Origin of the sequence: Variovorax paradoxus, assembly GCF_000834655.1 — a bacterium.
Classification (GTDB): Bacteria; Pseudomonadota; Gammaproteobacteria; order Burkholderiales; family Burkholderiaceae_C; genus Variovorax; species Variovorax paradoxus_F.
In genome coordinates this window covers 39,514-53,643 of sequence record NZ_JXQQ01000030.1, presented here as the reverse complement: position 1 = coordinate 53,643, position 14,130 = coordinate 39,514, and the positions used below count along the sequence as shown (strand labels likewise).

10 protein-coding genes and 2 pseudogenes are annotated in these 14,130 nt (G+C 66.7%); 10 read left to right on the top strand and 2 right to left on the bottom strand.

The genetic code is table 11. From position 1 onward, the window contains the following. The first annotated feature begins 23 nt into the window (after nt 1-23). From RT97_RS14480 to RT97_RS14455, 6 genes are all read left to right on the top strand, one after another. The gene (locus tag RT97_RS14480) at nt 24-770 is read left to right on the top strand and encodes a DUF72 domain-containing protein (protein WP_080898298.1); all 747 of its coding nucleotides are present in this window, start codon (nt 24-26) and stop codon (nt 768-770) included. Nucleotides 771-791: 21 nt separating this feature from the next. Next, nucleotides 792-1,760 carry a Bug family tripartite tricarboxylate transporter substrate binding protein gene (locus RT97_RS14475; RefSeq protein ID WP_042579490.1) on the top strand — a complete coding sequence of 323 codons (969 nt, stop codon included), beginning with the start codon at nt 792-794 and terminating at the stop codon, nt 1,758-1,760. Between the two features lie 11 nt (nt 1,761-1,771). Beyond that, nucleotides 1,772-2,752 carry a Bug family tripartite tricarboxylate transporter substrate binding protein gene (locus tag RT97_RS14470; protein WP_042579489.1) on the top strand — a complete coding sequence of 327 codons (981 nt, stop codon included), beginning with the start codon at nt 1,772-1,774 and terminating at the stop codon, nt 2,750-2,752. A gap of 51 nt (nt 2,753-2,803) precedes the next feature. After that, on the top strand, nt 2,804-3,400 hold the full coding sequence (locus RT97_RS14465) for a TetR/AcrR family transcriptional regulator (protein WP_042579488.1): 597 nt from the start codon (nt 2,804-2,806) through the stop codon (nt 3,398-3,400). A 94-nt stretch (nt 3,401-3,494) separates the two neighbouring features. Next, nucleotides 3,495-4,628 carry a thiolase family protein gene (locus RT97_RS14460; protein ID WP_042579487.1) on the top strand — a complete coding sequence of 378 codons (1,134 nt, stop codon included), beginning with the start codon at nt 3,495-3,497 and terminating at the stop codon, nt 4,626-4,628. Nucleotides 4,629-4,674: 46 nt separating this feature from the next. Continuing rightward, entirely contained in the window at nt 4,675-5,154 is a 480-nt protein-coding gene (locus RT97_RS14455) for a MaoC family dehydratase (RefSeq protein WP_042579486.1), read from the top strand. 9 nt (nt 5,155-5,163) lie between these two features. Here the strand turns inward: RT97_RS14455 and RT97_RS14450 are convergent, their stop codons facing one another. Continuing rightward, nucleotides 5,164-5,862, bottom strand: coding sequence for a pentapeptide repeat-containing protein (locus RT97_RS14450; protein ID WP_437184099.1), 699 nt, complete (start codon nt 5,860-5,862; stop codon nt 5,164-5,166). Nucleotides 5,863-5,864: 2 nt separating this feature from the next. After that, nucleotides 5,865-6,677, bottom strand: coding sequence for a ferritin-like domain-containing protein (locus tag RT97_RS14445; RefSeq protein ID WP_042579484.1), 813 nt, complete (start codon nt 6,675-6,677; stop codon nt 5,865-5,867). 37 nt (nt 6,678-6,714) lie between these two features. On the opposite strand from RT97_RS14445, the gene RT97_RS14440 reads away from it, so the two are divergent. From RT97_RS14440 to RT97_RS32510, 4 genes and pseudogenes are all read left to right on the top strand, one after another. After that, nucleotides 6,715-7,239 carry a gamma carbonic anhydrase family protein gene (locus RT97_RS14440; protein WP_042579483.1) on the top strand — a complete coding sequence of 175 codons (525 nt, stop codon included), beginning with the start codon at nt 6,715-6,717 and terminating at the stop codon, nt 7,237-7,239. Between the two features lie 31 nt (nt 7,240-7,270). Beyond that, nucleotides 7,271-8,269, top strand: a complete 999-nt coding sequence (locus tag RT97_RS14435) for an Hsp33 family molecular chaperone HslO (protein ID WP_042579482.1) — start codon at nt 7,271-7,273, stop codon at nt 8,267-8,269. Between the two features lie 514 nt (nt 8,270-8,783). Beyond that, nucleotides 8,784-13,232: pseudogene (locus RT97_RS14430) on the top strand (two-partner secretion domain-containing protein); the annotation flags it as partial. Nucleotides 13,233-13,605: 373 nt separating this feature from the next. Then, nucleotides 13,606-14,091: pseudogene (locus tag RT97_RS32510) on the top strand (ShlB/FhaC/HecB family hemolysin secretion/activation protein); the annotation flags it as partial. Nucleotides 14,092-14,130 lie beyond the last annotated feature (39 nt).

Below are 14,130 nucleotides of genomic sequence, written 5' to 3'. Positions count from 1 at the left end.
GCCGCAGTGCTTACGATGCGGGAATGACTTCGATCATTCCCGGGATGCCGCGCATCGGGTGCGCCGGCTGGAGCCTGCCGCGCGATGTGTGGCCGGCGTTTCCGGCCGAGGGTTCGCATCTGGAGCGCTATGCGCAGCGCTTCGATGCGGTCGAGATCGATACCTCGTTCTACCGGCCGCATCGCCGCGAGACCTACGAGCGATGGGCCGCCGGCACGCCCGATGGGTTTCGCTTCGCGGTGAAGCTGCCGAAGGCTGTCACGCACGAGCAGCGGCTGGCCGGTGCGATGCCGGCCTTCGATGAATTCCTGGCGCAGGTGGCAGGGTTGGGCGACAGGCTCGGCTGTCTTGTCGTTCAACTGCCGCCGAGCCTTGCCTTCGACACGCCTGTAGTCCGGCGTTTTCTCTCCGATGTGCGGCAGAGACACACCGGGCCGGTGGCGCTGGAGCCGCGGCATCGCAGCTGGTTCGTGCCCGCGGCCGAGGCGCTGCTGTCGCGCTTCCAGGTCGGGCGCGTGCTGGCCGACCCGGTGCTGTTCGACGAAGCTGCTGCGCCCGGCGGATGGCCGGGGCTGGTCTACCTGCGCTTGCATGGATCGCCTCGCCGCTACTGGTCAGCCTACGACGATACGCTGCTCGAACGGCTCGCAGCGCGTTTGCGGCTCGCAGGCGGGGAGGGCGCCGCGTGCTGGTGCATCTTCGACAACACGGCGGGCGGCGAGGCGACCGGCAACGCGATGACCTTGGCGCGCCTGCTTCAGAATCGCTGATTCATTCGAGGAGACAACACCGTGAACTTCAACAGACTCTGTGCCGGCGTTGCGCTGGCCGCCGCCGCGGGACTCGCCGCAGCGCAAGGCTTTCCCACCGCCAAGCCCATCCGCCTGATCGTCGGGTATCCGCCCGGCGGCGGCATCGACTTCGCGGCGCGCACGGTGCAGGTGCCGCTGCAGGAGGCGCTCAAGCAGCAATTGGTGGTCGACTACAAGCCCGGCGCGAGCGGCATGATCGCGGCCACCGAGCTCACGCGCCAGCCGGCCGACGGCTACACCCTGCTGCTGGCCAACACCGGCCCCTTCGCCATTGCGCCGTACCTGCAGAGCAAGCCGCCGTACGACCCCATCAAGCAGTTCACCTACATCGGGCAGATCAGCCAGGGCAGCTACATCGCGGTGACGCGGCCCGACCATCCGGCGAAGAACCTCAAGGAGTTCGTCGCCTGGGCCAAGGGGCAGCCGGGCAAGGTCAACTTCGCCTCGGGCGGCAACGGCACCTCCACGCACCTGAACGGCGAGCTGATGAACCAGGTGACGGGCCTGGACATGACCCACGTTCCCTACAAGGGCAGCGCGCCCGCGGTCCAGGACCTGCTCGGCGGGCAGACGCAGATCCTCATCGATGCGGGCAGCGTGCTGCTGCCGCAGGTCAAGGGCGGCAAGCTCAAGGCGCTGGCGGTGACCGGGCCGGTGCGCGATCCGCAACTGCCCGACGTGCCGACGGTGAAGGAGCTGGGCCTCGCGGGCATGGAGTCGGTGGGCTTCCAGGGGCTGGTCGGGCCGGCCAACATGCCCAAGGACGTGGTCGATCGCCTCTCGAACGAGCTGGCACGCGCGCTGGCGCAGCCGGACATCAAGGCCAAGTTCGCGACCGCCGGCGCCGAGGTGCATCCGCTCGGGCCGGCCGAGTTCGCAGCCTTCGTCAAGGCCGACAATGAGAAGTGGTCCAGGCTCATCCGCGAGCGCAAGCTGCAACTCGACTGACTCCCTTTCTCATGACAGACATGCATTTCAAGTTCAAGCCGTCGTGGCTCCTCGCTGCGGCTGCGCTCTGCGCCGCTGCCGGCGCGCAGGCACAGAACGTTCCCAAGACCATCCGCCTCATCGTGGCGTACCCTGCCGGCGGCGTGAGCGACGTGGTCGCGCGCGCCCTCGGCGACCGGCTCGCCGCGCAACTGGGCACGACGGTGATCGTCGACAACCGCGCCGGCGCGAGCGGCGCCATCGGCATGGACGCGGTGGCCAAGGCCGCGCCCGACGGCGCGACGCTGGGCTTCTCGGCGATCAGCCCGCTGGTGCTGAGCCCGCACCTGGGCAAGCTGCCCTTCGACGCGCAGAAGGACATCGCGCCGGTTTCGAGCGTGATGTATTCGCCGGTGCTGCTGATCGCCACGCCCGCCAGCAAGGCGAAGGATTTCCGCGCGCTCCTGGCAGATGCCAAGGCGCAGCCGGGCGCGGTGCGCTGGGCCACCTCGGGGCCGGCGTCGCTCGGGCACATCGTGCTGGAGCAGGTGAGGGCGGCAACGGGCGTGGACATCACGCACGTGCCCTACAAGGGCGGCGGCCAGCAGCTCAACGATGCGCTGGGCGGGCAGTTCGAGATCCTGTCGACCAACGCGAGCCCGACGCTCACTTCGCACATCCAGTCGGGCAAGCTGCGGCCTCTGGCCGTGGGCGCGCCGGCGCGGCTGGAAAGCCTGCCGCAGGTCCCGACGCTGGGCGAGCTGGGCTACAACGCGGCGAACATCAACTCGCTGTTCGGCGTGTTCGCACCGGCAGCCACGCCGCCCGCGTTGATCGCGAAATACAACGCCGAGATCAACAAGGCCCTGGCCAGCCCCGAGCTGCGCGCCAAGCTCACGGCCACCGACAACGTGCCGACCGGCGGCACGGCCGCGGCCTTCGCCAAGGAGATCGCCTCGGAGTTCGAGAGCAACGGGCGCATCGTGAAGGCCGCGAACATCAAGGCCGATTGAGGAATGACCCCGCGGCTTGCGGTCCAAGTTTCCCTACCTTATAGTAGGTAGATGCAAAACGCCGCCGCCGCCACCGCTGCCCCTCTTGCCGCGGGCAGTACCCGGGACCAGATCCTCGGGGTGGCCCGCAGCCTGATCGAAACCCGCTCGTACCTGGGCTTCAGCTTCCAGGACGTGGCCGACGCGGTCGGCATCCGCAAGGCGAGCCTGTACCACCACTTTCCGACCAAGGAAGCGCTGGGCATCGCGGTGATTCGGCAGGCCACCCAGTTCTTCAAGGACTGGGATGCGGCCAGGGCGCGAACGCCGACGGATGCGTTGGACTCCTACTTCCGGATGTACCGCAACACGCTGAGGGCCGGCTCGGGCATGTGCCCCGCGGGCTCGCTGGCGCCGGGGTGGGATTGCATCAACGAAGAATTGCGCCAGGCCGTGCAGGAGCTGCGCCACACGCAGGTGCTGTGGCTCACCGGCGTGCTGGGCGCGCTGTCGCCGGCGGGGGCGCGGAACAACGGCCCCTCGGTCGCCGCGCAGGCCAGCTATGTGTTCTCGGTGTGCCAGGGCGCGCTGCTCGCCTCGCGCATGACGGGGCGCGTCGAGGACTTCGACGAAGCCATCGCGCAACTCAGGAGTTCATTGCCCGGCTGACGGCCGGGCGGCATCGCAGGCACGCATCGGCGTGCTTATTTTTTGATCTCATCGCCTACCGATTGGATGGTAGTTTTTCCCAAGGAGCATCCTCATGAAAGCCGTTATTTCCGCCTACGCCCGCTCGCCCTTCCACTTCGCTAAGAAAGGCGCGCTCGCCGAAGTGCGCCCCGACACGCTGGCCGCCGGCGTGGTGAAGGGCCTGCTGCAGCGCACCGACCTGGACCCCGCGCTGCTCGAAGACATCATCCTGGGCTGCGCCTACCCCGAGGCTTCCCAGGGCAACAACGTCGCGCGCATCGTGGGCCTGCTGGCCGGGTTGCCGCACGAGGTGGGCGGCATGACGGTGAACCGCTTCTGCGGCTCGTCGATGCAGGCCGTGCACATCGCCGCGGCGCAGATCGAGGCGGGCATGGGCGAGGCCTTCCTGTGCGTGGGCGTGGAGTCGATGACGATGGTGCCGCAGGGCGGCTTCAACTTCTCGCCCAGCCCCGAGCTGCTGGCCAACACCGACGCCTACATCTCGATGGGCGAGACGGCAGAGAACGTTGCGCAGCGCTGGAACGTGAGCCGCGCCGACCAGGAGGCCTTCGCCGTCGACTCGCACCGCAAGGCCGCTGCCGCGCGCGCAGAAGGGCGGTTGGCCGGTGAGATCGTGCCGGTGCGGCTGGCTTCCGGCGACGTGGTCGATGCCGACGGCTGCATCCGACCGACCACCTCGGCCGAAGCGCTGGCCAACCTCAAGCCCGCGTTCCGCCCCGACGGCGTGGTGACGGCCGGCACCTCGTCGCCGCTCACCGACGGCGCGGCCGTCGTGCTCGTGACCAGCGACGCCTTCGCCGCGAAGCACGGCCTGCAGATGCTGGCGCGCATCAAGTCGTTCGCGACCGTGGGCGTGGACCCGGCCATCATGGGCATCGGCCCGATCCCCGCGACCCGCAAGGCGCTCGCCCGTGCAGGGCTGACCGCGGCGGACCTGGACGTGATCGAGATCAACGAAGCCTTCTCGTCGCAGGCGCTCGCCTGCATCCGCGACCTGGGCCTCGACCCCGCCAAGATCAACCTCGACGGCGGCGGCCTTTCCATCGGCCATCCGCTGGGCGCGACCGGTGCGCGCATCACCGGCAAGGCGGCGTCGTTGCTGGCACGCGAGAAGGGCCGCTACGCGCTGGCTACGCAGTGCATCGGCGGCGGGCAGGGCATTGCGACCATCCTCGAGCGCGTCTGACGGACGGAACGTCTGAGAATGCGCGAAGGCACGACAAGGAGACCTCATGGCAGCACCCACTGACACCGGCGCCAGGCGCGCGCTGTACCTCGAAGACCTGTCGGTCGGCGACCGCTTCCAGAGCGGCGAGCACACGCTCGACGTGGCACAGATCAAGGCCTTTGCGCTGCAGTTCGATCCGCGGCCCTTCCACACCGACGAAGAGGCCGCGAAGAACACTTTCTTCGGCGGCCTCGCGGCGAGCGGCTGGCACACCGCGGCGATCACGATGAAGCTGCTGGTGGAAAGCGGCGTGCCGCTGGCCGACGGCATCATCGGCTCGGGCGGCGAGTTGCAGTGGCCCAAGCCCACGCGCCCCGGCGACGTGCTGCACGTGGTGAGCGAGGTGCTCGACATCACGCCTTCGCGCTCCAAGCCAGGCCGCGCGATGGTGACGATGCGTTGCCAGACGCGCAACCAGCGCGGCGAGGTGCTTCAGTACTTCACGCCGAAGCTGGTGGTGCACAGCCGGCCCACGGCCGCCTGAAGCCCGGCTTCAGACCACGCGCAGGCCCAGCTCTTCGACCAGCGATGCGGCCTGCCGGTGCGAGATGGTCGCGCCCTTGAACTGCGCGGCGTTCGCCAGGCGCAGGCCGCCCAGGTCGACGTCGCGCAGGTCCGCACCTTCGAAGCGCGCGAGCTTCAGGTGCGCGTTGCGCAGGCTGCCGCCTTCGAACACGGCCTCTCGGAAATCGCAGCCCGAGAGGTCGGCTTCGGAAAAGTCCAGCTGCGCGAGCGTCTGCTTGCGGAACGACAGGCTGCGCAGGTGCGCATCGACCAGCAGCGAATCCTTGAAGACGATGCCCAGCGCCGAGACTTCGGCAAAGTGCGCGCCGGTGAGCTTCACGCCCGTGAAGAGCGCGGAGGCCAGCTTGGCACGCGTCCATTGCGTGTTGTTGAGATCGCAGTCCTGGAAGCGCGCATTCGTGAGGTCTGCGAGGCCGAAGTCGGCCTGGCGTGCCCTGCATCCGGCCCAGCGGGTTTCAGACAGCAGGGCCCGGTCGAACGAGGCTTCGGCGAACTGGCACAGCGTGAAGTGCGCGCCGCGCAGGTCGAGCCGGGAGAGGTCGGCTTCGTCGAAGTTGCAGCGCTCGAAATGCAGGGGCAGAAGCAGGGGCTCGTCGCGGCCTTGCAGGCAGGCGACAAGGTCGGCTCGCGACCAGGTCTGGTCGGAAATCACGGAGGCGGCGGTCATGTTCATGCGTCGGAGCCTGCGGCCAGGACGCGCAGCTCTTCGGCGGTGAAGCCGGCGCGTTCGCGGGCCTCGATGTTGAATGGCGGCCGGATGCGCGGCGCGTCGTAGCGCGCCACGAGCGCCGGATAGTTGGCTTCGGCGTCGAGCCCCGCGCGCTCGCAGAGCCAGCGGTACCAGTGGTTCCCGATGGCGACGTGGCCTACCTCGTCGCGCAGGATGATGTCCAGGATCTCCACCGCGCGCAGCGCATCGGGCGTGTTGACGCGCCTGAGCTTGGCCTGGATCAGCGGCGTGGCGTCGAGCCCGCGTGCCTCGAGCGTGCGGGGCACCAGTGCCATGCGGGCGAGGACGTCGTCCTTCGTTTTCTCGCACATGTTCCACAGGCCGTCGTGGCCCGGGAAGTCGCCGTAGCGGTAGCCCATGCCCTGCAGGTGCGCATGCAGCAGCGTGAAGTGCAATGCCTCCTCGTCGGCCACGCGCAGCCAGTCGCGGTAATAGGCCTCGGGCATGCCGTCGTAGCGCCAGACCGCATCGAGCGCGAGGTTGATCGCGTTGAATTCGATGTGGCAGATCGAATGGATCAGCGAGGCCCGGCCTTCGGGGGTGAAGGGCGAGCGCTTCTGCACCGCGGTGGCAGAGACGCGCACCGGCCGTTCGGGGCGGCCCGGCACGCCCAGGTCGTCGCCCTCGGCGCGGATCGGGTCGGTTGCTATGGAATCGGTAGCGGGCAGCGCCGCCGTGGCGTGCGTTGCAGCCACCTTTTGTTCAGGATCGGAGAGGCGCAGCGCGGCCAGCGCGCTCAATCGGGGGTGCATCCCTACAATTCTAGTTTTTGCCCCCGGAGACTCCACGATGGCCCTCTATGAACTCGACGGCGTTGCGCCGCAACTCGCCACCGGCGCCTGGGTCGCCGACAGCGCGGAGGTGATCGGCAACGTGAAGCTGGGCGAGAACGCGAGCATCTGGTTCGGCGCCGTGCTGCGCGGGGACAACGAGACGATGAGCATCGGCCGTAACAGCAACGTGCAGGACATGTCGATGCTGCACTCCGACCCCGGCAGCCCGCTCACCGTGGGCGAGAACGTCACCATCGGCCACCAGGTCATGCTGCACGGCTGCACCATCGGCGACAACTCGCTCATCGGCATCCAGGCGGTGGTCTTGAATAACGCGAAGATAGGCCGCAATTCGATCGTTGGCGCCGGCAGCGTGGTGACCGAGGGCAAGGAGTTTCCCGACAATTCCCTGATCTTCGGCTCGCCCGCCAAGGTGATGCGCACGATCAGCGACGAAGACGCTGCCCGGCTGCGTCACGGTTCCGAGCATTACGTCGAAAATGCCGTTCGCTACGCGAAGGGCCTCAAGAAAATCGCCTGACCCCGCGCAGGCCCAACAGAAAGAATCCGTTTTGAGCGAGCTGCACAAATTCCTGTTCGATGGCCTGCCGGTGCGCGGCATGATCGTGCGCCTGACCGATGCGTGGCAGGAGATCCTTGCGCGGCGCGCCTCCAATACAGCTACCGGCGCTTATCCGCCGCCCGTGGCCGAACTGCTCGGCGAGATGACCGCCGCGGCCACGCTGATGCAGGCCAACATCAAGTTCAACGGCGCGCTGATCCTGCAGATCTTCGGCGACGGTCCGGTCAAGGTGGCCGTGGCCGAGGCCAAGCCCGACCTGAGCCTGCGCGCCACCGCCAAGGTGATCGGCGACCTGCCGGCCGATGCGCGCCTGCCCGACATGGTCAACGTGAGCAACAAGGGCCGCTGCGCGATCACGCTCGACCCGAAGGACAAGCTCCCGGGCGCCACGCCGTACCAGGGTGTCGTGCCGCTCTTCGGCGACGAAGGCGAGAAGCTCGGCAAGTTGAGCGACGTGCTGCAGCACTACATGCTGCAGAGCGAACAGCTCGACACCACGCTGGTGCTCGCGGCCGACGACAAGGTGGCCGCGGGCCTTTTGATCCAGCGCCTGCCGGTGAAGGGCGAAGGGAACCTCGAAGGCACGTCCGACAAGGACCGCGACCAGGCCAACGAAGACCAGATCGGCCGCAACGAGGACTACAACCGCATCTCGATCCTCGCTTCGAGCCTCACCCGCGACGAGCTGCTCACGCTCGACATCGAGACCATTCTTCGGCGCCTCTTCTGGGAAGAGAAGCTGCTGCGCTTCGAACCGCAGGCGGGCCTCCTGGGCCCGCACTTCGCGTGCACCTGCGGCCGCGAGCGCGTGGCGCAGATGATCCGCGGGCTCGGCGTGGAAGAAGCCGAGGAGATCCTGGCCGAGCGCGGCGACATCGAGGTGGGCTGCGACTTCTGCGGCAAGCAGTACCGCTTCGACGCGATCGATGCGGCGCAGATCTTCAGGCCGCCGACGGACCAGATTCCGGGCAGTCCGATCGTTCAGTAGGACGCACTGATGTCAGCGGAGGTGCGCAAGAAGCACCGCTGATGGCTATGTCGTTGCGTGCCGATTCGAGTCCGGCTCGGCAGCACTTCCAGCGAAACACCCGCCATGCCGGGTCGCTCACGCCGGTCCGCGTGAGACTACTTAATTGGGCGACTTCCTGCACGTCGCGGAGTCAATGCCAATAAAGAAACCTGCCAGAGCACGAGGCGCCTTGACGGACTGAACAGTAGCCCCAGGAGTGTGAGGGGAAAGTCGCTTGAGCTACCTGTGGAACGGTAGCAGTCGAGCCACAGTCGATCACGTCGATACAACTTAAAGACTCACCGATTGATTCGACGGCGTGACATTTATTGCGCATGCCGTGTGAATCTGTGCGCGTTGAATCTTGTTGACATTTGCGATGCGGAGGTCCTCGGAAAATCCGGATCCATTGATGCCAGTGTCAGTGGGCCAGCATGTTGCTCCTGCGCCGCGCTTGGCTGTCACGTTGCGCGATCCCAGGGAAAAAAGAAACATGAACAAGTCGCTTTATAGAGTCGTCTTCAACCGTGCGCGCGGTATTCGCATGGTGGTGCAGGAAACAGCGGCAAGCGACGGCAAGGGGACCAATAAGGCAACGGATGGATCGGCAGCAACAGCACCAGCGAAGGTGGCGGCTGCCGTGGTGTTATTCGGCGCGCTGGTGGCGTTACCCGGACAGGCCCAGATCGTGGGTGCCCCCAACGTTCCCGGCAACCTGCGTCCCACCGTGCTGGTGGCACCCAACGGCGTGCCGCTCATCAACATTCAGACGCCTTCGGCGGCGGGTGTTTCGCGCAACGTCTTCAACCAGTTGAACGTCGGACCCAACGGCGCGATCTTCAACAACAGCCGCACGAATGCGCAGACGCAGTTAGGCGGCATCGTTCAGGGCAACCCATTCCTCGCCAGAGGTCCGGCGCGCATCATCTTGAACGAAGTCAACGGCGGCAACCTGAGCCAGTTGCGCGGCTACATGGAGGTTGCGGGCCAGCGCGCAGAAATCATCATTGCGAATCCGGCCGGTATTAACGTGGACGGCGCGGGCTTCATCAACGCGAGCCGCGCCACGCTGACCACGGGCCTGCCTCAGCTCAATGCGTTCGGCGGTCTCGACAGCTTTCTCGTGCGTGGCGGCACCATCACCATCAAGGGTGCGGGCCTCGATGCCAGCAAGACCGACTACGCGGCCATTCTTGCCCGAGCTGTGGAAGCCAACGCAGGCATCTGGGCCAATGAACTGAAAGTCGTGACCGGCGCCAATCAGGTCTCAGCCGATCACAACCAGATCAGCGCCACCACGGGCACCGGCACGACGCCCACCTTTGCGCTCGACGTAGCCGCGCTTGGTGGCATGTACGCCGGCAAGATCGTGCTCATCGGGACCGAGGCCGGACTTGGGGTTCGCAATGTCGGCACGATCCAGGCCGCGCCGGGCACGCCCGCGATGGCGGGCGCGGGGCAACTCGTGGTGACAAGCGCGGGCCGGCTCGAAAACATCGGCACGATCCAGGCCACGGCCGATGCCAACCTTGCCGCAGCGAGCCTTGCCAACAGCGGCCGCATCAGCAGTGGCGGCAACCTGAAGGTTGCCACGCAAGACACGCTGGGAAATTCCTTCAACGGAGCGGGCGGCACGCTCGAAGGGGTGCGCGTCGAACTCGCCAGCGCGGCGGGCAACATCGACAACCGCAATGGCGGCACCATCCGCCAGACCAGCAACGCGGCGCTGGAGATTTCCGCGCCGACCTTGAGCAACGCCAGCGGCGGCGTGATCGGCCTGGAGCCGATTGTGCTGTCGCCGTCGCAGCCCGGCGGCGGCACGGACACCGGTGCGGGCTCGGGCGGTGGCACCGCCACTCAGGGGACACCGGCAGCAGCGGGTGGAACCGGCACCGCTGGAACCATCACACCTGCGCCGTATGTGCCGCCGTCGCCAGGTACGATCACTGCAGCGAGTGCGATCCTCAACGACGGTGGCCGCATCTACGCGGGCGGAGCGATCACGCTGCAGAGCGCGAACATCAACAACAACGGCGGGACGATGAGCCTCGCCAGCATGACGGTCCAGCAGCCCAGCTTCGACAACCGCGGCGGAACGTTGAATGTCACCAACGGCTTCAACGCCAATGTCGATCGCTTCGACAACAGCGGCGGCAAGCTCAATGCGGGCAGCTTGAACATCGCCACCAGCGACGACCTGATCAACGTCGACGGCACGCTGACCAGCGCCGGTGACACCACGCTCGCCATCGGAGGCAAAGCGGACAACACACGCGGGACGATCTCCGCGGCAGGTGCCTTGAATGCGACCGTGGCCGGCGCGACGAACAACACCGAAGGCACCCTTGCTTCCAACGAGGGCCTGACGTTAAAGACCGGCTCGCTCGACAACATTAAGGGGGGCATCCAGTCGGCACAAGGCGGCGCTCAACTCACGGTGACAAACCAGCTGCTCAACGGCAGCGAGGGTGCCATCGGTGCGGCCACGGACCTGAACGTCCAAGCGGCATCGATGACCAACGACGGCAGCTTGCGTGGAGCAAACGATGTCAGTGTCGCGGTCGGCGGTGTATTGGCAAATGACGGCAGCATCACTGCAGGTCGCAACGCCACAATCACAGCAGGCAGCATCGCATCGGGCAACGCCAGCGTGCTCGCCGCGGGCGTGCAAAACGACGGCAAGCTGGGTGCAGCAGGCGATCTGCGCGTCACGGCCTCCGGCGCGCTGGTTGCCAACGGCAACAGCATCGCTGCCGGCAATGCCACGCTGCAAGGCGCGAGTGTCGATCTGTCGGTGAGCCAGACCAGCGCAGCCAACATCGCAGTCACAGCCACACAAGGCAACGTCACAACAAGCAAGGCCACGATCGTCACCCCAGGCACCCTGAGCGTGACGGCCAATGCGCAGCCTGGCCAGACGCTGGTCAACGCGGGTGGCAAGCTCAACGCGAACCGGCTGGACCTGAAGGTCTCGAATCTCGTGAACACCCAGGGCGGCGAGATCGTCCAGACCGGTACAGGCGCCACCCGCATCACGACCTCGGGCGTCATCGACAACAGCGGCGGCACGCTGGCGAGCAATGGCAGCCTGGCCTTCACCGCTGCGAGCCTGAACAACAAGGGCGGTACCTTGCGGGCCGCGCAGACATCGGACCTGGCGGTCACGGTGGCTGGCTTGGTGGACAACCGCCAGGCCGAGATGAGCGCGGGCGGCAACACGTCGCTCCGGGCGGGCAGCCTCGACAACGACGCCGGACGCATCACGGCTGCGGGCAATGCATCGAGCACCACGAGCGGCGCGACCAGCAACCGGGGTGGCACCATCGCGGCGAACGGCAACACGACCCTGAACGCCGGGAGCCTGGACAACGCAGGGGGCACCGTTTCCGCGCAGAACACCCTGACGGCGAACGTTCAAGGCGCGGTGAACAACACGGCAGGCACGCTGGTCGCCAACCAGGCGCTCGTGCTCGATGCGGGCTCGCTGGTCAACGACAAGGGCTCGGTCCAGTCGACGCAGGCAGCGGTCCGATTGAACGTCGGCGGCGCTTTGAACAACGGCTCGGGTTACGTCGGTGCTGCGACCGATCTGAACGTCAAGGCCGGTAGCTTGTCCAACGCCGGCGGCTTGCGCGGCACCAACGACACCACCGTGGCCGTAACCGCTCAACTGGCCAACGACGGCAACATCACGGCGGGGCGAAACACCACCATCAAAGCCGGCAGCGTGCAAAGCAGCAGCACCAGCGTGCTGGGCGCAGGCATCCAGAGCGACGGCAAGCTCGGTACGACAGGTGATTTGAGTGTGACTGCGGATGGCGCACTCGTTGCACGCGGCACGAACCTCGCAGCAGGCAAAGCCACGCTGCAAGGCGCGAGCGTCGACGTGTCAGGGAGCCAAACTGGCGCTGCGAACCTCGCACTCACCGCAACGCAGGGCAACGTGATCACCAGCAAGGCCACGGTCGTCACGCCGGGCATCTTGAGCGTCACCGCCAATAGCAACGCAGCGCAGACCCTCGTCAACGACGCCGGCAAGCTCAACGCGAAGCAGCTCGACCTGAAGCTCTCGAACCTCGCCAACACCAGTGGCGGCGAGATCGTGCAGACCGGTACAGGAGCGACCACTATTGCGATGAGCGGCACGCTCGACAATGACGGCGGTCGCGTTGCCAGCAACGGCAATCTTGCGCTGGATGCGGCGAGCCTGAGCAATCGCAGCGGCTCGGTGCAAACGGCTGCGGGGGCGGACCTCTCGTTGACGGCACGAGCCCTCGCGAACAACAGCGGCGGCGACATTCTTTCCGGACGCGACCTCTCGATGAAGGCTGGCGCTCTGAGCAATGACATGGGGCGCATCGCGGCTGCCGGCGACATATCGAGTGTCACCCGAGGCGCCGCCAGCAATCGGCGCGGCACCATCGCCGCGAGTGGCAACACTGTTCTGAACGCCGGAAGCCTGGACAACAGCGCCGGCACCGTGTCCGGCGTGAATCGCGTCAACATGGGTGTTGCGAGCGCGTTGGACAACAGGGCAGGCACCGTCGTGGCCAATCAGGCGCTGGTGCTCGATGCCGGATCGCTGGACAACGCCAAGGGCGTGGTCCAGTCGCGTCAGTCCACCGCCCGGTTGGGCGTGGCCGAGGCGCTGAAGAACAGCCAGGGGCAGATCAGCGCGGCCACCGACCTGGATGTCAAGGCGGGCAGCGTCAACAACACCGGCAACATGCGCGGCGCGAACGACACCACGATGGCCGTAGGCGGCCAGTTGGTCAACGACGGGAATATCACCGCGGGCCGCCATACGACGATCACGGCCGACAGCTTGAGCAGCAGCACCGGTGTGTTGGGTGCGGGCATCCAGAGCGATGGAAAGCTCGCGAGCACAGGCGATCTGCGCGTGACGACCTCCGGCGCGCTGGTCGCCAACGGCAACAACATCGCCGCCGGCAATACCTTGCTACAAGGCGCGAGCGCCGATCTCGCGGGGAGCAAGACCAGCGCTTCGAACATCGCGGTCACGGCCACTCAGGGCAATGTGACGACGAGCAAAGCCATGGTCGTGACACCCGGCACCCTGAGCGTCACCGCCAACAGCGGGGCGGCACAGACCTTGGTCAACGACGCCGGCAAGCTCAACGCGAAGCAGCTCGGTCTGAAGCTCTCGAATCTCGTCAACACGAATGGCGGCGAGATCGTCCAGTTCGGCACGGGCACCACAACAATCGCCATGAGTGGCACGCTCAGTAACGATGGCGGACGCATCGCCAGCAACGGTCAAGATCTCACGCTGCAAGCCGCAACCATCGCGCATCGCGCCGGAAGAAGAGTTCAGCGAGGGCACCTCGCGCCTGAAGCTCTACACCGCAGACATCAGCCTCAACGCGCCGTTCAAGCTCGGTGAGCAAAAGCTGCGGTACTCCGGCCTGATCCGCGCCCAGTGGAACCGCACGCCACTCACGCCGCAAGACCGCTTCTCCATCGGCGGGCGTTACACGGTACGTGGCTTTGACGGCGAGACGAACCTCATGGGCGAGCGCGGCTGGCTGCTGCGCAACGACATCGGATGGGCCATGGGGCAGAGCGGCGCGGAGCTCTACGTTGGCGCAGATTACGGCCACGTCGGCGGCCGCTCCACCATCGACACGCTCGGCCGGAACCTGGCGGGTGCCGTGGTCGGCGTGCGCGGTCAGTGGAGCAAGTTGAGCTACGACTTCTTCGTTGGTGCACCCTTCAGCAAGCCCCAGGGTTATCGGACGGCGGAGGTCACGCTGGGGTTCAACCTGAATGCGGCTTTCTGAAGAAGCTCGGCTTGCATGGCCACACCCGGCCGTGCAGCC